Below are 12,930 nucleotides of genomic sequence, written 5' to 3' on the forward strand. Positions count from 1 at the left end.
ATAACCGACCGGCCGGAATCGGCCAAGCGCCGGGGCGGACAATCCGGCCTTCGCCGGGCATGAAAAAGCCCCGCCGGCGTTTCCGCCGCGAGGCTTTGATGTCAATGCGCTGTGGCCGGAACCGTTACTGGATCGTGCGCTGCAGCGTGAATTCGCCGCGGCGGACGCGGTCGGGCAGCGACACGGCGAGATCGGCGACGGCGTCTTCGCCATAGGTGTCGATCAGGTCGGAAAGAGCCGCGAACAGGGCGGCATGGGCGAGAATGTCCGGCTCGATACCCTCGGCGATCGCCTCGTCCCAGGCTTCCGTGAGATAGGCGAGAGCCGCGCGCTTCTGTTCGGCAATCTCGATCTCGTCGGGATCGTGTTCCATGGGGTCGCCTGCTTTCCGCATCATGAATGGGCAGAAACCGAATCGCCCTCATCCGCAGGGTAGCACGAGCGGTTGTAACCGGGCCGAGATCCTGAAGAGGAGGTTAAGATGTCGATAACAATTCGATGCGGCTGGTTAACACACGCGATCAGCGCCCGTAGCGCGCCGTGATGTCGCGGGTCAGCTTCTTGCCTTCTGCCATGTAGCGATCGATCGCCGTCAGCGCCGCCGGCGTGCAGGTGCGATAGACCGTGGCGAAGCTGGAGAAGCCGTGGTTGAACTGCGAGACGATGCGCGCGCGCCGGTCCGGCGTCGGGTCCTCGGCGGCAAGGATCTGGTCCATCTGGTCGCGCCAGACGCTCGGTTCCTCGGCCCCGCAAAGCGGGCGCAGATAGTGCAGCGCTCCAAGGATCTCGGCCAGCCGCTGCAATTGCTGTTCATAGGGCGGGTCGCCCGCGCCGGCGCCGACGGCATCCTGGCCTCGCGTCACTATGGGCGTGCCCGCGAGCACCAGCGCCAGCGCGATCGCCGCCATCCGTCCCGAATTGCCCTTTGAGGTGATCACGCCGATCCTGCTTGCCGTTCCTGCTGCGACCTCGCGGTCGGGCGGGATCATGCTGTGCCGGGCGACGCGCAGCAAGGCCGCCCGGCGTCGCGGTGGCAATTTGCGCCGCTCATGCCGGAGCGGAGAGGGCAACGATGCGCTTCAGCCCCGGCGTCGTCGTGAGGGCGTCCATGGCGTCGAGCGTAAACCAGCCGAAGTCCGCGGCGTCGGTGGCCGCGATTGGCGTCCCTTCCGCATCGGCCGCGAAGACGATGATGACGAAATGGCCGCGCACCGTGCCGTCCTCGGCCCGGTCGATCGCGTCCAGCGTTTCGACGAGGCGAGGCACGCCAAGCACGAGGCCGGTTTCTTCCAGCAGTTCGCGCGCGACCGCCTCGATCAGCGTCTCGCCGCGCTCGACCCGACCGCCGGGCAGCGACCAGGCTCCCCGCCAGGGATCGTGGCCGCGCTGGATGAGCAGCACCTTGCCATCGCGCCAGACGGCGACGCTGACGCCGAGAACCGGGCCGGCCGGCAGCGCGGTCGTGGGCGGTTCAGGCGGAGCGGGCGAACGGGACATGCGATTCCTCCGGAGCGGGGGAGGCGATCGTCGGCTCGGCATGGGCGATGGCGTCGCGCGCCTCGGCGATGACGGGCCGGATTTCCTTAGCGGCGAGGGCCGCGATCGGCCAGAGCAGGTCGAGCTTGCCGTTGCGCACCACTTCGCGAACCGCGTCCTGCGCGGCAGTGGCCTGGCGATAGAGCCGGGTTTCCAGCTGTTCCAGGCGAACGCGATCGCGGTGGCCGGCCGCGGTGGCCAGCACATGACGCCGGTGCTCCGGCCTCCAGGCCAGAACGCCGTCGACGAGGTCGAGCCGGTGCGGCAATGTCTCAAGAAGCAGCGCCAGGTCCTCGGCGTGATTCAGATAATTGCTTTCCGGCGGCGCCGGCCCGAACTGCATGCTGTCCCCCAAATTGCGACGACGCTGGACGGCATCGCAAATACGCGGCGAGAAAATGATACGATGCAGATCGTTAGCGGCGCTTCCTTACGAAGTCTTTACCAAAGCGGCGCCGCAGGCTGAGTTGGAGCAAAATGGATGTGTGGACGCTTCGCCCTGGCGGTGCAGCCGGAGGATATCGAGGCTGAATTCTCGATGATCCGCATCGAGTGGTTTCCGCCGCGCTACAACATTGCACCGACGCAGCCGATCCTGATCGTCCGCGGCGAACGGGGGGAGCGGCGGCCAGCGCTGGTGCGCTGGGGGCTGATCCCGTCCTGGACCAAGGACCTCGCCGCCCTGCCGCTGCTGTTCAATGCGCGCTCGGAAACGGCGGCGGAGAAGCCGGCCTATCGCGGCGCCTATCGCCATCGCCGCTGCCTGATCCCTGCGACCGGATTCTACGAATGGCAGAAGGGCCCGAACGGCAGGAAGCAGCCCTACTATCTGCAGCCCGCCAGCGGCGGCATCATCGCCTTCGCCGGGCTCTGGGATGAATGGGCCGACGACAAGGGCAATATCATCGATACGGCGACGATCCTGACCACGGCCGCCAACCGCGAACTGGCGCCGATTCATGAGCGCATGCCGGTCATCGTCCGGCGCGAGCAATATGATCTCTGGCTCGGGCTCGACGCCGACCGGGGCGCCAAGGCCGCGCAGGTGCTGCTGCCGCCCCCGGACGGCACGTTCGAGGCGATCCCGATCGGCCAGGCCGTCAACAACTTCCGCAATGACGATCCGTCGATCCTGGCGCGCGTGGCGCCCATGCCGGAACCGGAGCCCTCGCGTTCGAAAAAGGCGGAAAAGCCGGTCGACAACAGTCAATTGAAGCTGTTCTAGGCGCGCTACGCCCCCTTCCGGCTGCGAAATCGACGTTTTGGAGGATGACGGCGCCATTCGGCTTGCCTAAGACGGTGCCGTCCAACCTCTCTCGCCTGTCCGGAAGCCGACCCCATGCCAGACCTGCTCCAGCCCGCCGTCGAGGGTTTCTTCCTCGGCGCGAGCCTGATTGTCGCCATCGGGGCGCAGAATGCCTTCGTGCTGCGGCAGGGACTGGCGCGGCGGCATGTCTTTGCGATCGCCACTTTCTGCTTCCTTGCCGATGCGCTGCTGATCGCGGCCGGCGTCGGCGGGTTGGGTTCGCTGGTGCAGGCGATGCCGAGCGTTCTGTTCGTGGTGACGCTGGCCGGCGCGGCCTTCCTCGCAGCCTATGGCGCGATGGCCATCCGCCGCGCCTTCCATGCCGCGGGGCTTTCGGCCAGCGGCGCGGCGGAGACGCGGCTTGCCCCGGCGCTGGCGACCGTCGCGGCGCTGACCTTCCTCAACCCGCATGTCTATCTCGACACGGTCGTGCTGCTGGGCTCGCTGTCGGCGCGCCACGCGGGCACGGCCCGGCTGGCATTCGGCCTGGGCGCGATGTTCGCTTCCTGCGTCTGGTTCTATGCGCTTGGCTATGGCGCGCGGCTGCTGGCGCCCCTGTTCGCCCGGCCCGTCGCCTGGCAGGCGCTCGATATCGTCATCGGCCTGGTGATGTTCGCGATCGCCGCGTCGCTGCTGTGGCAGGCTTTTGGCTGATAGGCCAAAGCGATAGCCCACGTGGCGCTGACGGCTACCTTGACCGGCGGCGCGTCCAGGCGTGCCGACGGCATGCCCGCAGCCCGTTTTCAGGCTGGAAGGTTCACCGTCGAGGCGCAGTCGCGACAGCGCTGCGCAGGCTTCCCGCACGATTCAGCGGATCCCGCGGGTCGTCCCGCCTCGGCTATTCCGGTCGATACGCGAGGCCGCCCATCGGGCCGCCGCGTGGATCAGTCCCGCTCGCTGGGCTTCAGAGCGGCCTGAGCCTGCTTCTGCTGTTCCAGCTTCTTCTTCTGCAGGATGGCGGCGACGATCTCGGGATTGCCGAGTTCGCCATACTTGGCCTGCAGGTTCTGCTCCTGCTCGCGTTGAGCCTTGGAACGGAAGGGGGGGTGCTTCACACTGGTCATAATCGTCTCGAATCCTGAGCGTTTCCGCCGGACACCGTACCGATCTTTCGCCGGCTGGCATCCGAGGGATGCGCGTATGAAATTCCATTATGGCGGATTCGTGGTTTACAAAATGGTTAAAAGGCCACGGCTGAGGACAATGATTGTTAAAGGATATTGCAGGATAGGAATGTCCGCCGGCTGCGGTAAACTTGCCACGACAAGCTTCCGGAAGACGAGTTCCGGCCAGCCGAGTTTCCTGAAGCAGCGTGGCTGCGGAGAGACAGCATGACCGCGCGCCCGTTCGAGCGCGAGGCGAGGACGGCCCCCTGGTCGTTGCGCCTTGCCCTCCTGCCGATCCCGCTCCTGATCGTCGCTGTGGTGATGCACCGCTACGGCCAGATCGACACCGTGCCGCTCTTCCTGCTGATCGCCATCGCCTGGGCGCTGGCGCTGGCGGCGCTGGTGCTCGGCGGGCTCGCCATGCGCCGGATCTGGATCGACGGCGTGCGCGGCTTCGCCCCGGCGCTCACCGGCTCGCTGCTGGCGATCGCGATTCTCGCCGTGCCGGGGCTGGTGGTCGAGGAAATGATCCGCCTGCCGCGCCTCGCCGATATCTCGACCGATCTGAACGACCCGCCAGAACTGGCGCCGTCAGCCCAGGCCGCCCATCCGGCACCGGATGTCGTCAGTAATGATGAGCAGGCGAAGGCCTATCCCGACATCCTCTCGCGCCACTATCCGGTATCGCCCGCGCGCGTCTACGACGCCGCGACCGCGCTGATGACGGCGCGCGGCTGGACCATCAGCAAGGCGGCGCCGCCCGATATCGAAAGCGCCGACGCGTCGATCGAGGCGGTCGCGCGCACCCTCGTCCTGGCCCTGCCGGCGGATGTCGCGCTTCGCATCGTCGCCGACGATGACGGTTCGCTCGTCGACATGCGGTCGGCCTCGCGCATCGGCTCGCATGATCTCGGCGACAATGCGCGCCGGATCCGCGCCTTCTTCAGCGATCTGGATTCGGCTCTTCAGGGCATTACGGAGCCCGTCGAAGGCGACGAGACCGACATGCCGCCCTTGCCGCCGGTATCGCCCCGGGCGCGATGAGGCGTCCGTTCAGGCCGGCTCGAACCTGCCGACCAGCGTAACGCCTTCCGGCGCGCGAAGCCGTCCGCGCGCCACCAGATCTTCCAGATGCGCGAAGACTGAGAGCGCGGCGGCGCCATGCAGAGCGGTTGGCGTATCGCGATAAATGGCGGCGACGACGTCGGCGATGGTGCGGTCGCCGCGACCGATGCGGTCGACGATGGCCGCCTCGCGCATCCGCCGGTGCGCCTTCAAGCCGCGCACGAAGGAGGGGGCATCCTCGACCGGGCCGCCATGGCCGGGCAGGTAGATCGTCTCGGGGCGCTCGGCCAGCTTGTCGAGCGAGGCCATGTAGTCGCTCATCGCCCCGTCCGGCGGCGCCACGATGGTCGTCGCCCATTTCATCACATGGTCGCCGGAGAACAGCAGCGGCGTCCCTTCGAGCGCGAAGGCGAGATGGTTGGCGGCGTGGCCGGGGGTGGCGATCGCCGTCAGCGCCCAGCCGTCGCCCTCGATCCGGTCGCCATCCGCCAGCGCCCGGTCCGGCACGAAATCCATGTCGCCGCTGGCGTCGAGCATGTTGATTTCGCCGGTTGCCAGAGGCCGCGACAGCCGGTGCGGCCCTTCGCCCAGCAGCGTCGCGCCGGTGAGCTCCTTGAGGCGCGCGGCGCCGGGGGAATGGTCGCGATGCGTATGGGTGATAAGGATCTGGCGGATCCGCTCGCCCTTTGTGGCGCGCAGGATCGCCTCGATATGCTCGGGATCGTCGGGACCTGGATCGATTACCGCGACGTCGCCTCGGCCGACGATGTAGCTGTTGGTGCCGTGGAAGGTGAAGGGGCCGCCATTCGGCACTGTCATGCGGCGCACTTGGTCGCCGATCGCGACGGCGCGGCCATAGGCGGGATCGAAGTCGCGTTCGAAATCCATGGAAGTCATGCGCATGAGCTAGCGGGATCGGCGGGCGGGTTCAAGCAAGCCGCGACAAAATCGGGCGCCCGACGCAAAAACGCCCCGGCGAAGGCCGGGGCGTTTCCAAGCGCGCCGCGCAGGAAGGCGGGCGCAGCGGCTCTGGTGCGGCTTATGCCGGCTGCAGGACCTTGCCGGCAACCTTGGCAGCGATGGTGGCGACGTGGGCGCCCTGGAACTTGGCGGCCTCGAGTTCGATCGCCGACGGCTGGCGGCTGCCGTCGCCATCGGTGATGGTCGAGGCGCCGTAGGGCGAGCCGCCCTTTACTTCTTCAACGCCCATCTGGCCCTGGAAGGCGTAGGGCAGGCCGACATAGGCCAGGCCGTGATGCAGGAAGGTCGGGATGAAGCCGAGAATCGTCGACTCCTGGCCGCCATGCTGCGTCGCCGACGAGGTGAACATCGAGCCGACCTTGCCGACGAGCTTGCCCTGGGCCCACAGACCGCCGGTCTGGTCCCAGAAATTGCGCATCTGCGAGGCGACGGTGCCGTAGCGGGTGCCGGCGCCGACGATGATCGCATCGTAGTTTTCGAGATCGGCCGGGGTCGCGATCGGAGCGGCCTGGTCCATCTTGTAATACGAAGCCTTGGCGACTTCTTCCGACACCAGCTCGGGTACGCGCTTGATATCGACCTTGGCGCCGGTGGAGCGGGCGCCTTCCGCGACGGCTTCAGCCATCTTCTCGATGTGGCCATACGCGGAATAATAGAGAACGAGAACCTTGGTCATGGGAGCCTTCCTTCATTTGCACTTCAGCACATGTCGGATGCCTGAGCATTTTTTGAAAGGCGGCTGCTGGTGAACAGTCTGTCTATGCACGGTTATGCGTTGGCGGCCGTCGGGGAGGGCCTTGCGGCAAAGGTTGCTTCGCCTATGCTTCGGCATCTTTCAACGCCAAGATATGGAAGATTGTGGAGGGGACATGCTTACCAAGGATTTCGTGGTCTATGACGACCGGTTCCGTTCTCTGGCCATGGGGAACGTCCATGTCGAGCAGCTCGCGACGGGCTTTCGCTGGGCGGAGGGCCCGGCCTATTTCGCCGCCGGCAAATATCTGATCTGGTCCGACATCCCGAACGACCGTCTGATGCGCTACGACGAAACCGACGGCTCGGTCTCGGTTTTCGCCACGCCGTGCAACAACCACAACGGCCATACCGTCGACCTCGAGGGACGCCTCGTCTCCTGCGAGCATCTCGGCCGCTGCGTCAGCCGCATCGAGCATGACGGTACGCGCAAGGTGCTTGCCGACCGGTTCGAAGGCAAGAAGCTGAACGCGCCCAACGACGTGGTCGTGAAGTCGGATGGCTCGATCTGGTTCACCGATCCGACCTATGGCATCGACGGCGACTATGAGGGCGACAAGGCCGAGAGCGAGATTGGCGCCTGCAACGTCTACCGCATCGATCCGGCCTCCGGGGCGGTGACGGCGGTTGTGACCGACATGGTGCGCCCGAACGGCCTGGCCTTCTCGCCGGACGAATCGATCCTGTATGTCGCCGACACCGGCCTGACCCACAAGGCGGACTGCTCGCCCGACATCCGCGCCTATCCCGTCGCGGCCGACGGCAAGTCGGTCGGCGCCGGCCGCACCTTCGCCACCAGCGACATCGGCCTGTTCGACGGCTTCCGAGTCGACATCCACGGCAACATCTGGAGTTCGTGCGGCGACGGCGTGAACTGCTACGCGCCGGACGGCACGCTGATCGGCAAGATCAAGATCCCGGAAGTCGTGGCCAACGTCGAGTTCGGCGCCCGCAAGCGCAATCGCCTCTACATCTGCGGCACGACCAGCCTCTATTCGGTCTACCTCAACACGCGCGCGGCAAAGCGTCCGGCAGCGAAGTAGGGATTCGAGAAGGCGGGTGAGGGGGCAGGTCTGCAAGGCCTCAACCCCTCACCCGGCCCTGACGGGCCGACCTCTCCCCATGGGAGAGGTGATCGAGCGGTCGCCTTGCGTTGGCTGTGAGGTGATGATGGATAATCGGCGCTTCATTCAGCGGCTTCGTGCGGACATGACGGAAGCCGAGCGCCGGCTCTGGTATCACTTGCGTGACCGTCGCCTCGACGGGTTCAAGTTCCGCAGACAGCAACCCATCGATCGCTTCATCGTCGACTTTCTCTGCGTCGAACGAAGGCTGATTGTTGAGGTCGACGGCGGCCAGCACCATCCAGCGGTGGATGCCGAACGCACCGCAATTCTGGAAACAGCGGGCTATTTCATTCTACGGTTCTGGAACGACGAGGTGTTGCGCCAGACGGAGGCGGTGTTGCTGCGCATCCTGACAACCCTCCGAGCCCAACCTGACGACTCGGCCTAGCCTTCACCTCTCCCATGGGGAGAGGTCGACGGCCGAAGGCCGGCGGGTGAGGGGTTCCGTCGTCCAAGACTTCGTCCTCCGGCTAGCCCTCACCACCCCTCAATGCCGTTCGTGCAGGCAGGCGCCGTGGTCGCCGAGGACTTCGATCACCCGGCATTCGGCGACGCGGCCGTGCTCGCCTTCGTCGACCATGCGCTGAACCTCGGAACGCAGCGCCGTCAGCTTGGCGATCTTCTCGTCGATTTCAGCCAGATGGCTGCGCGCGATGACATCGACATCGGCGCAGGAGCGGTCCGGCTGGTCGGAAAGCGTCAGCAACTGCCGGATCGCCTCGACCTCGAAACCCAGCTCCCGCGCATGGCGGATGAAGCGCAGCCGCTGGATCGCGGAGGCGTCATAGCTGCGCCGGTTGCTGTCGGTGCGGGCCGGGGAGGGCAGCAGCCCGACTTCCTCGTAATAGCGGATGGTCGGAACCTTGATGCCCGTCTGGCGCGACACCGTGCCGATCGGAACTGCGCGATCCATGCAAATCACCTCTTGATCCTCTAGTCGCTAGAGCATGTAGGCTCCCTTTCGAAACACACAAGAGCCTCGCACCACCAGGCCGAATTCGAGAGTAGATCATGGGAATTCAGGACCGCTACCGCATCACTGGCATGGATTGCGCCTCCTGCGCGCAGAAGATCGATACGGCCGTCCGCCGAATCGACGGCGTCGAGGATGTCTCCGTGTCGGTCTCCGCCGGCACGATGACTGTGCGGCGCGGCGAGATAGCGGATCCGGCCGAGCCGATCCGGGCGATCGTGACGAAGCTTGGCTATGGCATCGCGCCGCTCGCGAACCGCACGGCGCCCGCCGCGCCGGCGCATTCGCATGCTGACGCCGAGCATGACCACGACCATGGTGCCTCCTGCAGCGGCCACGACCATGACCACGCCGGCCACGACCATGACCATGTGCACGGCCATGCGCCTGCGACGCCGGTTGCTGCCGCGAAAGCGGCGCCGCCGCTCGACCTGCACGGCCACGATGCCGGCGAGGACGAGGGCGCCTGGTGGCAATCGAAGAAGGCCCGACTGACCCTCGCGGCGGGTGCTGCGATCGTCGTCGCCTTCGTGGCTTCGCATCTCTTCCCCGAGGCGAAGTCGATCATCTTCGCCGTCGCCATGCTGGTCGGCCTCGTGCCGATCGCCCGCCGCGCGCTGATGGCGGCGCGCTATGGCACGCCATTCTCGATCGAGACGCTGATGACGATCGCCGCTGTTGGCGCCGTGATCATCGGCGCGGGCGAGGAGGCGGCGATGGTCGTCTTCCTGTTCCTGATCGGCGAGCTGCTGGAGGGCGTCGCTGCCCGCCGGGCCCGTTCCAGCATTCGCGGCCTGGCCACCCTGCTGCCCGAAACAGCCCGCCTCGAAGGCCTTGACGGCACACGCGAAATCCCGGCGGCCGAACTGACGCTCGGCGCGATCATCCAGATCCGCCCCGGCGACCGCATCGCCGCCGATGGCCGGATCCTCGAGGGCGAAAGCGCGATCGACGAGGCCCCGGTAACCGGCGAAAGCGTGCCGAAGCGCAAGGGCGTCGGCGATACGGTCTTCGCCGGCACGATCAACGCCGATGGTGTCATCCGCGTCGAAGTGACGGCGGTTGCTTCCGACAACACGATAGCCCGCATCGTTCGACTGGTGGAGGAAGCGCAGGAATCGAAGGCGCCGACCGAGCGCTTCATCGACCGCTTCTCGCGCTGGTACACGCCGGCCGTGCTGATCGTCGGCGCGCTGGTCGCGGTCCTGCCGCCGCTGTTCTTTGGCGGGAACTGGGACGAGTGGATCTACAAGGGCCTGGCCATTCTGCTGATCGGCTGCCCCTGCGCGCTGGTGATCTCGACGCCGGCGGCGATCGCGGCCGGCCTCGCTGCCGGCGCCCGCCAGGGCCTGCTGATGAAGGGCGGCGCCGTGCTGGAGACGCTGGCCGGGATCAATCGCGTCGCCTTCGACAAGACCGGCACGCTGACGCTGGGCCGGCCAGTCGTCAGCGATGTCGTCGGCTATGGCCGCCCGGAGGACGACGTGATCGCGCTCGCCGCGTCGCTGGAGACGGGCTCGAACCATCCGCTCGCCCGCGCCATTCTTGCCAAGGCGGCCGATTTGTCGGCGGCCACTGCTATCGCCGAGGCGATCGCCGCGATCGCCGGCAAGGGCATGACCGGCAAGGTGGATGGCCGTTCCCTGCTGCTCGGCTCCGCCGCCGCCGTGGCGGAGATCGTGCCGCTGACGTCCGATCAGGACGCCGCGATCAGCGCCTTCAGCGGCGAGGGCAAGAGCGTTTCGGTGCTGCTGGTCGACGACCTCGTCGTCGGCATCATCGCCATGCGCGATGGCCCGCGCGCCGACGCCAAGGCGGGACTGGCGGCGCTGGCGGCGCTGAACGTGTCGCCGATCATGCTGACCGGCGACAATGCGCGCGCGGCCCAGGCGGTCGGCGGCGATCTCGGCATCGAGGTGCGCGCCGAACTGCTGCCGCAGGACAAGCAGCGCATCATCCGCGAACTGCAGGCCGGCGGCGCGAAGGTGGCCAAGGTCGGCGACGGCATCAACGATGCGCCCGCGCTGGCAGCGGCCAATGTCGGCATCGCCATGGGTGGCGGCACCGATGTGGCGCTGGAGACGGCCGATGCGGCGATCCTCAACAACAATGTCGGCGACGTCGCGCGTCTGATCCGGCTGGCGCGGCGGACTATGGCGAACATCCACCAGAACATCGTTATCGCGCTGGGCCTGAAGGCGGTGTTCCTGGTCACGACCATTCTCGGCATCACTGGCCTCTGGCCCGCCATCCTCGCCGACACCGGCGCGACGGTGCTGGTGACGATCAACGCGCTGTCGCTGCTGGTGGTGAAGAAGGGGTAGGGCCGGGACGAGCTTCAGGTCCATTTGGCTGCCATTGTATGGCCTCGGCTTTGGCCAACACGCTGCCGTCATCCCTGCGCAAGCAGGGATCCATGGTTCCGCCAGGCCCGGTGGCGCAGGATGACCTACCCCGACATGGATCCCTGCTTGCGCAGGGATGACGGAGAGGTGGGGCGACGAGATGACGGGAGAGGTGGGGATGACGACGGCGGCCGCCTCACCGCAAGGCGGCGCTCGCCGTCGCCTCGGGAAGCGCCGACAGCGCCGCTGCCGCATCGACCAGCCCCGCGCCAAAAATGTCGTCGCGGCCGGGCTTGCCGAGGTCGCGGGCCGTCCGGGTGAGAATGGCGCGCAGGGCCGCGGGCGACAGGTCCGGCGCCCGTTCAAGCAGTAGGGCCGCCACGCCCGTCACCTGCGCCGCCGCGAAGGAAGTGCCGGAAAGCTGGGAATAGGTTGCGCCCGGCGCGGCGGTGAGGATGTCGACGCCGGGGGCTGCGAGCGCGACATAGGCGCCGCGATTGGCCGAGGCGTAGACGGCATCATTGCTGTCAGTCGCTGTCACGGCAATCACCGCCGGATGCGCGCCGGGATAGACGGGCGCCGCCTTGGGACCGCCATTGCCGGCCGCCGCGATCAGGATCATGCCGCGCTGGCCAGCGGCGTCCAAGCCCTTGGCGAGCATAAGGTTTGCGGGACCGGCAAAGCTCAGATTGACGATCCGCGCTCCCGCTGCTGCCGCCTTATCGAGGCTTTTCAATATGTCGAGCGTCGAGCCCCGCGCCGTGCCGTCCTGCCGTCCGAGGAAGCTGTCGAAGGCCAGGATCCTTACTTTCGGCGAGGCGCTGACCAGGCGCTGGTGCGCGGCGATGACGCCGGCGATCGCCGTGCCATGCGGATCGATGGTCGCGCTTTGGCTGGCGGGGGCGAGCGTGCCGGCAAGCTCGGGATGGCTGCCATCGATGCCGGAATCGATGACGGCGACGAGGATGGCCTTGCCATCGGCCACCGCATGCGCCTCGGGCAGTCGCATCTTCGTCGGCGCATATTGAACCGCCGCCAGGTCGCCCACCGGCGCCGCCGCGCCATCTTCCTGCAGGGCGTAGAGATGGTTCAACTCGCTGGAAAGCAAGGCTTTATCGGCCCGAAGCGCTCGAAGCGCCGCGACCGAACTGCCACCCTTGGCGACCCGGGCGCGCACCACCGTCGCGCCGGTCAGGGACAGTTGGACGGTCTCCAGCCGCGTCAGCCGATGACGCTTCAGGATGGTCTCGCTGATTTCCGGCGAGGGGGCGCTGAAGAGAACCTCGCCTTCGGCATAGCTGCCGGCCTGTGCCTGGACGGCGGTCGCCGGCCGGGTCGGTTTCGGGGTCGCCTTCTTCGGGACGGGCGCCTTGGCGGCGCGAATCGGCTTGCGGGACTGAGCTTTTGGCTGAGCGCGGCGGGGCGCGGGTCGTTCATAATCGCGCGGCGGCGCGACTTCGCGCTCGGTCATCGGATAGGCGATCGCCGGGACGAACAGGATCACCGGGCCCGGATGCGGGCGGCGCGGCCGGTCGGGCCGTTCCGGCCTGGGGCGCTTTGGCCGCCGCCAGTCCTCATCGCCCCAACCGTTGTCGGTGCTCGCTTGCGCCACCGAAAACCGTTCCGCTGCAAGGGCTTGCGGGTAGGGCGTTGTTGTCGCCAGCATCGCCAAAGCGAGCGCGAGCATGGTGATCCGGTGCGTGTTCATGGCAGCCTCCCAAGGGGCGGTCGCAGACTA

General features: G+C 67.1%; 15 protein-coding genes. 6 read left to right on the forward strand and 9 right to left on the reverse strand.

From position 1 onward, the window contains the following. Positions 1–124: 124 nt before the first annotated feature. The 4 genes from ABIE08_RS00530 to ABIE08_RS00545 all read right to left on the reverse strand — a co-directional run bounded on the left by ABIE08_RS00530 (position 125) and on the right by ABIE08_RS00545 (position 1,879). Positions 125–373, reverse strand: coding sequence for a hypothetical protein (locus tag ABIE08_RS00530; RefSeq protein WP_266333004.1), 249 nt, complete (start codon positions 371–373; stop codon positions 125–127). Positions 374–521: 148 nt separating this feature from the next. Beyond that, positions 522–908 carry a TIGR02301 family protein gene (locus ABIE08_RS00535; RefSeq protein ID WP_436409531.1) on the reverse strand — a complete coding sequence of 129 codons (387 nt, stop codon included), beginning with the start codon at positions 906–908 and terminating at the stop codon, positions 522–524. Positions 909–1,047: 139 nt separating this feature from the next. Beyond that, the gene (locus tag ABIE08_RS00540; protein WP_354547961.1) at positions 1,048–1,497 is read right to left on the reverse strand and encodes an NUDIX hydrolase; all 450 of its coding nucleotides are present in this window, start codon (positions 1,495–1,497) and stop codon (positions 1,048–1,050) included. Continuing rightward, positions 1,472–1,879, reverse strand: coding sequence for a hypothetical protein (locus ABIE08_RS00545; RefSeq protein WP_354547962.1), 408 nt, complete (start codon positions 1,877–1,879; stop codon positions 1,472–1,474). The genes ABIE08_RS00540 and ABIE08_RS00545 overlap by 26 nt, the downstream gene beginning before the upstream one ends. A gap of 138 nt (positions 1,880–2,017) precedes the next feature. On the opposite strand from ABIE08_RS00545, the gene ABIE08_RS00550 reads away from it, so the two are divergent. Both ABIE08_RS00550 and ABIE08_RS00555 read left to right on the forward strand, forming a co-directional pair. Then, positions 2,018–2,761, forward strand: coding sequence for an SOS response-associated peptidase (locus ABIE08_RS00550; RefSeq protein WP_354547964.1), 744 nt, complete (start codon positions 2,018–2,020; stop codon positions 2,759–2,761). 123 nt (positions 2,762–2,884) lie between these two features. Further along, a complete protein-coding gene (locus ABIE08_RS00555) occupies positions 2,885–3,496 on the forward strand; it encodes a LysE/ArgO family amino acid transporter (RefSeq protein ID WP_354551512.1) in 612 nt (203 codons plus the stop codon). Between the two features lie 230 nt (positions 3,497–3,726). Here ABIE08_RS00555 and ABIE08_RS00560 read toward each other — a convergent pair whose 3' ends face one another. After that, positions 3,727–3,906 (reverse strand): hypothetical protein, encoded by a 180-nt coding sequence (locus ABIE08_RS00560; RefSeq protein WP_354547965.1) that lies wholly within the window; start codon positions 3,904–3,906, stop codon positions 3,727–3,729. A 267-nt stretch (positions 3,907–4,173) separates the two neighbouring features. On the opposite strand from ABIE08_RS00560, the gene ABIE08_RS00565 reads away from it, so the two are divergent. Beyond that, complete coding sequence (locus ABIE08_RS00565; protein WP_354547966.1) at positions 4,174–4,992, forward strand: DUF1499 domain-containing protein; 819 nt, start codon at positions 4,174–4,176, stop codon at positions 4,990–4,992. 9 nt (positions 4,993–5,001) lie between these two features. On the opposite strand, the gene ABIE08_RS00570 is transcribed toward ABIE08_RS00565, so the two are convergent. Together ABIE08_RS00570 and wrbA are read right to left on the reverse strand one after the other, a co-directional pair. Further along, a complete protein-coding gene (locus tag ABIE08_RS00570) occupies positions 5,002–5,910 on the reverse strand; it encodes an MBL fold metallo-hydrolase (RefSeq protein WP_354551513.1) in 909 nt (302 codons plus the stop codon). Positions 5,911–6,052: 142 nt separating this feature from the next. Continuing rightward, positions 6,053–6,670, reverse strand: coding sequence for an NAD(P)H:quinone oxidoreductase type IV (wrbA, locus tag ABIE08_RS00575; RefSeq protein WP_354547967.1), 618 nt, complete (start codon positions 6,668–6,670; stop codon positions 6,053–6,055). Between the two features lie 193 nt (positions 6,671–6,863). Between wrbA and ABIE08_RS00580 the strand changes: the two genes are divergently transcribed. Together ABIE08_RS00580 and ABIE08_RS00585 are read left to right on the forward strand one after the other, a co-directional pair. Next, on the forward strand, positions 6,864–7,790 hold the full coding sequence (locus ABIE08_RS00580) for an SMP-30/gluconolactonase/LRE family protein (RefSeq protein ID WP_354547969.1): 927 nt from the start codon (positions 6,864–6,866) through the stop codon (positions 7,788–7,790). 79 nt (positions 7,791–7,869) lie between these two features. Then, entirely contained in the window at positions 7,870–8,262 is a 393-nt protein-coding gene (locus tag ABIE08_RS00585; RefSeq protein WP_354547970.1) for an endonuclease domain-containing protein, read from the forward strand. Between the two features lie 99 nt (positions 8,263–8,361). Here ABIE08_RS00585 and ABIE08_RS00590 read toward each other — a convergent pair whose 3' ends face one another. Next, complete coding sequence (locus ABIE08_RS00590) at positions 8,362–8,787, reverse strand: MerR family transcriptional regulator (protein ID WP_354547971.1); 426 nt, start codon at positions 8,785–8,787, stop codon at positions 8,362–8,364. Positions 8,788–8,885: 98 nt separating this feature from the next. Between ABIE08_RS00590 and ABIE08_RS00595 the strand changes: the two genes are divergently transcribed. Next, positions 8,886–11,171 (forward strand): heavy metal translocating P-type ATPase, encoded by a 2,286-nt coding sequence (locus ABIE08_RS00595; protein ID WP_354547973.1) that lies wholly within the window; start codon positions 8,886–8,888, stop codon positions 11,169–11,171. A 217-nt stretch (positions 11,172–11,388) separates the two neighbouring features. Here ABIE08_RS00595 and ABIE08_RS00600 read toward each other — a convergent pair whose 3' ends face one another. Beyond that, complete coding sequence (locus ABIE08_RS00600; RefSeq protein ID WP_354547974.1) at positions 11,389–12,900, reverse strand: S8 family serine peptidase; 1,512 nt, start codon at positions 12,898–12,900, stop codon at positions 11,389–11,391. Positions 12,901–12,930 lie beyond the last annotated feature (30 nt).

This window comes from Kaistia defluvii (assembly GCF_040548815.1).
In the GTDB taxonomy this organism is placed as follows: domain Bacteria; phylum Pseudomonadota; class Alphaproteobacteria; order Rhizobiales; family Kaistiaceae; genus Kaistia; species Kaistia defluvii_A.